This window comes from Pandoraea sp., assembly GCF_004297875.1.
Taxonomy (GTDB): domain Bacteria; phylum Pseudomonadota; class Gammaproteobacteria; order Burkholderiales; family Burkholderiaceae; genus Pandoraea.
The window spans coordinates 166,943-175,714 of sequence record NZ_SCSK01000001.1 but is presented as its reverse complement, the minus strand read 5'-3'; the positions used below and the strand labels follow the sequence as shown (position 1 = coordinate 175,714).

The 8,772-nt window shown below is 63.2% G+C and carries 6 protein-coding genes; 1 reads left to right on the top strand and 5 read right to left on the bottom strand.

Annotation, left to right across the window (positions count from 1 at the left end; translation table 11 throughout):
* Window positions 1–238 precede the first annotated feature (238 nt).
* From EPN80_RS00855 to EPN80_RS00835, 5 genes are all read right to left on the bottom strand, one after another.
* Window positions 239–1,894: a TnsD family Tn7-like transposition protein gene (locus EPN80_RS00855; RefSeq protein ID WP_293022394.1), complete on the bottom strand. Its 1,656-nt coding sequence runs from the start codon at window positions 1,892–1,894 to the stop codon at window positions 239–241.
* On the bottom strand, window positions 1,881–3,395 hold the full coding sequence (locus EPN80_RS00850; protein ID WP_293022391.1) for an AAA family ATPase: 1,515 nt from the start codon (window positions 3,393–3,395) through the stop codon (window positions 1,881–1,883). The genes EPN80_RS00855 and EPN80_RS00850 overlap by 14 nt, the downstream gene beginning before the upstream one ends.
* A 35-nt stretch (window positions 3,396–3,430) precedes the next feature.
* Window positions 3,431–5,623, bottom strand: coding sequence for a DDE-type integrase/transposase/recombinase (locus tag EPN80_RS00845; protein ID WP_293022389.1), 2,193 nt, complete (start codon window positions 5,621–5,623; stop codon window positions 3,431–3,433).
* A complete protein-coding gene (locus tag EPN80_RS00840) occupies window positions 5,620–6,453 on the bottom strand; it encodes a TnsA endonuclease N-terminal domain-containing protein (RefSeq protein WP_293022388.1) in 834 nt (277 codons plus the stop codon). The genes EPN80_RS00845 and EPN80_RS00840 overlap by 4 nt, the downstream gene beginning before the upstream one ends.
* 655 nt (window positions 6,454–7,108) lie before the next feature.
* Window positions 7,109–7,624, bottom strand: coding sequence for a hypothetical protein (locus EPN80_RS00835; RefSeq protein WP_293022386.1), 516 nt, complete (start codon window positions 7,622–7,624; stop codon window positions 7,109–7,111).
* 117 nt (window positions 7,625–7,741) lie between these two features.
* Between EPN80_RS00835 and EPN80_RS00830 the strand changes: the two genes are divergently transcribed.
* Window positions 7,742–8,434 carry a Crp/Fnr family transcriptional regulator gene (locus EPN80_RS00830; RefSeq protein ID WP_293022383.1) on the top strand — a complete coding sequence of 231 codons (693 nt, stop codon included), beginning with the start codon at window positions 7,742–7,744 and terminating at the stop codon, window positions 8,432–8,434.
* Window positions 8,435–8,772 lie beyond the last annotated feature (338 nt).

Here is an 8,772-nt window from a genome sequence, read left to right as displayed (position 1 = left end):
CCCCGGCCGACTTGGCACCGCCGTTGGGAGGAGCCTCCGGCGGCTACGCCGCCTACGACTCCCCCCAACGGCCAAAACCTTCGCCGCTATACCGGCCAAAATGATTGTCGCCGACCACGATCGCCCCACCGTGATGGCAGGGCCTTGCTGCACGATAGTTTCCAGGCGCAAGCCGTGACCGGTTCGCCTCCAGCCGTTCATCCAGGCGACTTGCGGCTCGTTCAGCACCACGGGAACGTCACCCTCTGGCATGCATGCCCCCTGGGAGCTGAGAACGCGCAAGCGCCAGCAGCGAGCGCCCACGATCGGCCAAGCGCGACGGTTCAATGCGCGCCTTCCAGAGTGCCTGTCCAGCCGAGATGTCCTTCGCATCGCTATGATCCGCAAGGACTCGGACCAACCGTCGGACCTGGAATGCCTCCACGGATTCACAAGCCTCAGCGAGCGCCGCGCGGGTCAGGGGCAACTGCTGGGCGTGATGGGCGAGCAAGGCTCGGGCATTCAGGCATCCCAGCAGATGGCTTCGCGATACTCGTCGCATCGGCAGCTCGGCCCGGATGGTCCGCGCCTGAGCCCTGACGCGTTCGGCAAGCTGCACGTCCCGGGCAGACCAATCCACCCGGCCCCGGGGCACCGACGCAACCGATACTGCCGCACGAAACGACAGAAGCCAGGCCCGATCGCGGCGATAGAGCCGCGCGTACAGCGCCGGGTTCAACTGGCGTAGCGCCTTCTTCCCGAGATCCGGATGAGCGCCAGAGAGGGCGAGCCACGCGCGGTGATCCTCTGTCTCCTCCCCAGGCGGCTGAATGGCTGGCACCGCAAGCGGCTGGAGAAGGCGCTGCGCGGTCTTCCAATCGACCTCCAGGGCACTCGCGATCGCGTGGATCGAGAACCCCATGTTGGCCATCAGCGCCGCCTCATGCCGTGCCGCGGAATCCCGAGAACGCCCCCTCCGGCTCGCGGTCGGCCGATGCACATCCGCGAGAGGTTCCTGGGCGCGCTCGCCGTACGCTTGCAGGAACACCTCCATGAGGACATGCCGGTAGGGATGCAGCGGGCGACGCGGTTGGCGTAGCACTTCCTCCAACCACTGCAGCGGGTCTCGCCCTGCCTCGGTCCGGAGCGAACCTTCGATCAGCTCGACGCCCATGCAGTCACGAACAGCCTCGCGCAGCCGCTCGGCAGTTCCTCGATGGCCGGCGAACCCACGAGCGGCCAAGGCGTCTCTGTAATCTGGAAGCGCATCCGTGCATCGGGGTGCCAGGTGCAGCAGCGACGCTGAACGCCGAGCGATTTGCTGGGCGATCTCCCTATGCTGGAGGGCCGGGGCGACGGGTTGGAGGTCGGCATGAGATAGGTCCTGAGGTGCTGCGATGTACTCATGCCGACCGACTGGCCGAAAGGGTACGTTCGTCGCGTGGAGCAGGCCGCCGTGACGATCGCAGACCAGCACGCCGGGCAACTGGTGGCTGCGATGCCAGTACGCTTCGCGGCCCAACCTCCTGTCCTCTTCGTAGCACGAAAGGCACAAGCGGAACCGCGTGGGGTTCAAGGCCGAGCCAGAGCAGACGCCCAGGCGGACCTGATTGAAGCCACCACGCTCGCGCATGGACGCGAGGACGGCCTGCCGGACGCGTTGCCCTCGAAAGTGCGTGTAGTAGCCCAGCAGCGTATGCCGTTCGGCGAGTTCCTCGGCGCTCAGACCCCAGGTGTCCGCGGTTCGTAGGGCCAGGGCAGCAAGATTGCTGGGAAGATCGGGCACGGCAATGACCTGGCGGCTCCCAAAGAGAAGCCGGAGCAGTTGCGCCGGGCTCCAGTAGCCGTAGTGGTACGCCGTCCTGGCGATGGTGCTGTAGAGAAGCTCATCGGGACGAGGTTCAGGCAACGGCATCGCCACCTCCGTTGCTCTGCCGACGGAAGTACTCGGCGAGGGCATCCTCCGTGAGCTTCCTCGTCGATTTGTGGTCCGCCGTGAGCACGTCCTCGACCAGGGCCTTCGCTTCAGGGGCGGACAGGCCCAATGCCGACTGGATCTTGGCTGCCGCGCCTCCCAGGATGCTGACGACCGGCTTTTCCGAGACGGACCCGCCTCCCTCCTGGGGGATCAACATATGCTGATGGTGGATGATTTCATCGACGTCATACGAGCCGAGATCCGGAAACTTCTTCATCCGGAGCGGCTGCCCGGAGCGAAGCGCGCAAAGCACGGGTTGCAGAAACTCGAAGTCCTTTCGGGCGACATCGCGGAACATGTCCGCGGTCAGCGTCTCCTTGCCCTGGCTGAGGGCATGAAGCTGGCATACGAGGAACATGTCGACGATGAAGGCCACAATGCCTTGCGTCTCCTCGAAGACTGCCGAACGAAATTCCTCCGTGAGGTCGCCTGGCTTTCGCAGCCACTGGTAGCCCCATAGCTCCTCGATGAGGAGGTCGAACTCGGCACCGGGCGCCAGGGGCCTCCAGGTTGCGCTGCCGATGACGCCGCCTCGCCGAGCGTGACGCACGTCCAGTTGCAACACGTCCCGAGCCTTGAACGTGCCCAGAATGAAGACCGGCAGCTTGAGCTCATTGATCAGCTCCTGGAACCAGTTCAGCAGCTCCTCGCGCCCGCCGCTTTTGCGCACGCTGACGTTTTGCAGTTCATCGACGACCAAAAGGCCCAGACAATGCACCCGGGCCAACTGCATGACACGCGCCATGAGCTCGTCGACCGAGACGTTCTTCGTGGTCTTGGGTGCATGGGCCGTCCCCAGCACGGCGTCGAAGGCTCGAAGGATGTTCAGAGCAAGCTCCTTGACGTTGCCATCCTTGGGGCAGTCCACTTTCAGCCACACGATCTGATGGATTCCCGTGGCCTCATGCAGCAGGTATTGCGGGTACGCGGCCAGGATCGCCTCCATGGTCGTCGACTTGCCCATGCCGGACACGCCGATGAGTGAGGACGTCAGAATGGCGCTCGTCTTCGAAAAGACAATCCTCTGAACCTTTCCGGCCTTGGCCGCCTGCGCAGACGAGTAGGCGCGTTGCAGCTCGCGAAAGTGGTCGCCCGCAAGGGGGTTGCGCTTGGCATAGCCACTGCGGATCATGAGGTCAACCTGACGCGCCAATTGCAAGGCGCGATTGCCCACCACGAAGAAGTCCTTCAGCGCGACGACGTGGTAGGCCCGCACGTGCGGTGGGGCCTGAAGCTGCTCCTCGTCATGATCTGGGAGCGTCGTGAGCTGCTTCATCCAGTCCAGGTCCGATTTGATGGCCGGCAGCGCCAGCACGAGCGGGTTGTTTTCGGGTTGGGGGCCGACATCCTTCTCGTACCTCGCCAGCAGGGGCTGCACCCCGTGCGGGACGGGAATCGAGGGGATCATGGTCGGGACTGCGTTCATGGTGGATTGCATGTTGGAAACTTCAGAAATAGGGAATCGAACGGGCCTCAGGAAGAGGCCTTGCGTTGACGGCGGAGCTCCTCGAGGACGGCCCGCGACTGGTCGGCCACGGCCGCAGCCGTACGCTCCTCGTCGGGGGTCGGAGGGGCGGCTGGAGGCACGATTTCCGGTGCATCTCGGGACACCACGGCTGCGACCACTTCGGCCGTCTGCAGAGCAAGCTCGTCCTCGCGAGCGCTCTGTCGGTCTCGGGTGCGTTCGGCCTTGGTCTCGCCTGGGGGCTTCTGCTTTTCGGCGTTGCGTCGGCTCTTCGCGGACTGTTCAGCAATGCCTTTGGTGTGTGCCGCACGGTCGCCCATTGTGTCCCACTCAGCGAGAGCGTTCTGCCGCTTCTTCTGATGGACGAGCGCCATGTATTCGCTCAGGCTCACGCCGCCGAATCGCTGGCTGCGCTTGGTGAGGGAGACATCGCACCATGACGCCTGCTGATCGCCGAGCAAGACAACGGCATGTCCGTTGTCGTCTGGGTGGAAGAAGGCCTGGACGCGGGTTTGTCGATGCACGGCTTCGGCGAACCAGGATTGCTCGTGCACGGCGTCACCCATGTAGAAGAGACCCCGTGCAAACTGCAACCCGCGGCGTGTGGCCGTCATCTCGCTCTGAGGCCATAGATACCGCACGAGGTGTTCCGGGGGGAATTTCCGAAAGTCTGCGCGCAGGTTGTCGACCCCCCACTGCCAAAGTCTGACCGGAACGAAGGGAACTCCATCCACGATGACGTCTGGCCACCCCTCGTAATCACGCACGACGCGGGTATTGGCAGAAAGGACGGAATGGATGATCACCCGGGTGATCTCCTCGAAGGTCATCGCGCTTTGCAGGATGGCAGGCTCGGCATCGCGCCCGGCGAGCTCCCTGTCGATGTATCCGGGCGCGAACGCCCCGAAGATGGCATGCGCCGTGCCGAAGGTACGCTCGCCTACCCCCTTGGACTGGCCCGAATAGGCACGGGCGTTCTCTACGTCCAGGTTGAATCCATTGACCAGGCGCTTGGCGTCTTTGGAAATGAGCTCTGCGCGATCCCCCATCAAATGCAACGGTATGTACCCTGTTGGCCATTGCTCGGGAAGAATCTCAATGCCGAAGCGTTTGCAGTATTCGACCTTGTCGATGGAACAGTTCCAAAGCGCCAGCATTGCCCCGGCCCACGAGGCAGGCTCGAGCCCGATGTAGATCCCCACGATCATGCGCGAGAACTGATCCACGACCACGTACAGCGTGGGTCGACTGACGACCCGGCGCGGGTTCTTTCGACTCACGACGTACACGTCCAAAACCGTGGCGTCGATGTAGTAGCGCGTGCCCGGCCCTCGCACCTCCTGCAGGGTCCCGGTCGTGAGCGGCTTGAAAGCCAGCTCGAACCTTCGCTGGCGCAGACGCTTGAGCTGCTGGATGTCGAAGGGGTACTCCTGTTTCCAGTGATACTCGAACTGCTCGAACGTCGGAATCGCGTCGTAATTCTTGACCTCGACTTTGTGTTTCGTCTCTGAGAGGGGCCTGACGTTCACGTACTCGGGGTAATACCGAATGATCATCCACTCCCATGCGCGCCTCAGGTTGCGTCCGTCACGCCCGACCGGCGCGGCCGACCACGCCAGGCGCATGAGGCGGCGATGCTCCTTGGTCGCACCGAGGCCGGTACCCGGTTGGATCGTGCGCTTGCGACCGGGCTTTGGCGCACCAGGCTCAGGGATTCGATCCACGCCGGGAGCTCCGCAGAAGCGGAGGTCCGTAACCAGCGCCTCCTTGGTTTGCCCTCGCTGCCAGTACTGGCGAAGCACTCCATAGAAGAAGGGCTTCGAGCAAATCTTGAAGTACGCCAAGCGCCGTGCGAGACGCCCGCGAGTCGCCACATCCCAGATGCGCGAATCCAGCTTCAGTACGAATCGAACCAACCGCCAACGACGCTCCGTGAGGACCTGATCGCGTGGCGTCAATTGGTCCAGATTGACCAGTGCCGACTGCTCCTCGATGACGATGAGGTCCTGGCGCCCGACGCGATCGTGAACATGCTCGATCGCACGGAGATAGGGCATGCCGTGCACCGCGCGGACCGAGATCAGCACATAGTGCGTCGCCGTTCGGTCCGGACTGTCCTTCGAGGCTACCATGGCGAGAACACGGAGAGTTTCCTGGGACTGCCGATCCTTCAGCAACGTATTGACCGGAAGAAGCATCACGCAGTCCTCCTCAGATCCTGAAACACCGCGGTATAGGCACTGAGAGGCAGTCGCTCCAACCCGTTCGGCGAACTGAGATCGACGCGCAGCACGCCTCGAGAGACCATGTGCATCGCGATCTGGTACACGATGGAGGACTCCGTCTCGAATGTCCCTGCCAGCACACGGCAGGTTCGGAGCATCGTGTCGTCGCTGCCGAGTGCGATCTCCCTGGCGAGAGCCTCCATGATGGCGACCGCATTCACCTCCTGATAGAAAGCGAATTGCGATATGTCATCGCACGCCCGCACGAAGTCGTAGTTGAGGATGAACGGCTCGTCGAAGAACTCCTCATCGATCAGGCGCAAGCGCATGCCGCTCGCCTCGCAAAAGGCACGCGCGATCACCAAAAGCTCCTCGTCCCGTGCGGACAGCAACGCGGGGCTGTACTTGAACGTGTAGGGAATAAGCCGTGGTCCCCGCGGAATCGACGTCGTCACGACGAAGTCCAGCGTCATGACATACGGGGTTCCATCCAACGTGATGGGGTGCTTGATCCCGAGCTTATGCGCGAGCCGAAAGGTCTCGAGCCGATCCATCGGGAACTGCTCCCAGATGTCGAGGACCTTGGCGTCAGCCTCCAGCCGCAGAAAGCTCTTCCACTCGCCGTCGGACAGCAAGTGGTGTTCACGCTGGGTCTTGATACCGTAGGGACGGTGAGACCGCCCGATCGATGACACGTCCTGGATCTGCAGCCAAGGACGGTAGCTGGGTCCTTCGCCGGTACCTCGACCCTCGGCCAGGAAGCGCTGGGTGCGATCCTCGTCGAACGCGTAGCGCCGGCGAGTCATGATCGCCCCCTGTCATGCTGGGAGCAGGGACAAACAGGGACAGGAAATACGTTGCAAGTAGGCATGGGATGTCCAATGCGTCAAAGACGCGTCAGAACACCCCGTTGCAACGGTTACGGCGTGCAGTTTTCGGCAGGCTGCCGACAGCCTTTCTGCTGTGTCATGCAACTGGGATCCATTCCGCTCACGCGGTCGATCTTTACCGTCGGCCCGAAGGCCTCGTTGCGGTAGGCGTCGCAGCCTTTCCCAGGAAGGGCGCTTTATACCCGTATTTTCACCAATTGTCAAGCATGCCTGTCCAAGCACTTCCCCTGCCAGCCCGGGCGCGCAGGGGAAGCGCCTGCACGCCGACCAGGAACGTCATCGGCTTTGTGGTCCTTTGGCATCTGCGCAAGGTTGCGCATCGGGCTGGCTAGCTTCCGAGAACGGTCTGTGTCCAGTGCCAGCACCGCTGATTGGAGGAGCGCCAGACATTGGGCCCCTACCACCTGCGTATGCGTGCTGCTAGGCCGAAGCGGGCATCAGGGCGCGCCGCTGACAACGACTGCAGCGGTATACAAGCCGGCCATTGAGATCAGCGGGACGGCGTCACGACCTCATTGGTGCAGATCAAGATCCCGGGCGTATCCATCCGTGCCATCCAGGGGGAGATGATCTATTTAAGGCGATACGCCGCGTGGCAGGCCACACAGGTCTGCATCATCTGTCCCAGCATGACCTGCGCCTTTCGCACATCGCCGGTGGCCGCAGCGTCTTGCGCCACCAGCGCGAATTCACCAGCTTGCCGATGCAAACGCGCACCGAGCTCACGCATGCCGGGCGGCATGTAGCGCGCTTCCTGTTGGGCTTGATCGCCATGCATGGAGGACATGCCCAGCTTCATCGACGCGACGCGGGCCGCGGCGTCCAGATCGCCAGCGGCCATCGCCTGCTGGATCTCGGCCAGGCCCTGCAGGTGCATCCTCATGGTGGCCAGCGTCTCACGCTTGACCTCGGGTGGAAATTGCACCAGCGCGCGCGGGTCGGATCGAGGCTTGTCAGCACCCGGATCTTTCGCAGATTTCTCGGTAGCGCCCGTGTGCATGCCCTGCGCCAGGCCGGCCGTTACCGCGCCGCACAGCAGCAATGCAAGCACTGCGGCCCGCGAATACCTGAGGCCGGGAGTGTTCATACTTGCTCTCCTTCCGAACGATGGGTGCTGAGCCTACCTGCTGGAGGCGACATCGGAATATGATCGCGATCATGTCGATTGGGCCTGAACTTCCCTTGTCGACGCGGAGCGGCCACCATGGATAGCCTGCGCAACCCGGACCCGTTTTCGCGGTCGACGGCGGACAATCCTATGGTGGGCTGGCCCTCAGATCTCGCCTGCCTCGGCGTGCGATCACGGCTTGGGGTGGGCGAAAACCTGTTTCTTCGGGGTCGCGTACCGACGCACGTCTTCTGGGTCGAGTCTGGCGAGGTCCAGTTGCAGCGGACATCGCCCCATGGTCACAACGTCATCCTGCAGCGCGTGCGCGAGGGGTTCGTGGCGGAGGCGAGCCTGCAGGCCACACGCTATCACTGCGATGCGGTCGCGGCAGAGCCGTCCACGGTCTGGAGTTTTCCCCGAGGGCGCGTTTTGAAGGCATTGCGCAGTTCCCCGGACCTGGCGCTATGGTGGGCAACCCGCCTGGCCGAGCAGCTTCGCTCCGCACGGCTACGCCTTGAGCGCCTCAGCCTCAAGGGCGCATGCGACCGCATCCTGCACGCGATCGAGACGGAGGGCTCCGACGGCCTACTGTCGCTGGCCTCTACCCGCCGGGAATGGGCAGCGGAGCTCGGGCTCACGCCAGAGGCGCTCTACCGCAGTCTCGCGCGGTTGCGGCGCAACGGCTTGGTGCAGATTTGTGGCGATGAACTGAAACTTCTCCCAAATCCCACCGTCCCTCCTAATGCCGGCAGCTTAGGCGAGACACCGAGAGGTGCCTGCCAGCTATAGGCAGCGGCCGCATCGCGCGGCATTGCGGCCATTGCCAAAATCTGTGCCCAATGCATGCTTCGGCCGAGGTGCCGACGCCCGCCAGTCGCCTTATCTCGTGTAGGACGGCGTTGGCGGACTGGACTCTTCACGCAAGGAGGACTGGCTTACGCCGAGGATCAACGCGTACACGGGCGCTGAGTGTTGCAGTCTGGCCAGCCGTGGCGGCACACGCGAGCGTGCCGCCCAGCAGGACGCACGGAACCTGCCTGGTAAGAGATTTTGTTTCCTTCCGGGCTCGGCCCGGTCAGCAACTATATTTCCCAGTCAGCGACTTTATTTTCAGTAAACGACTTTAT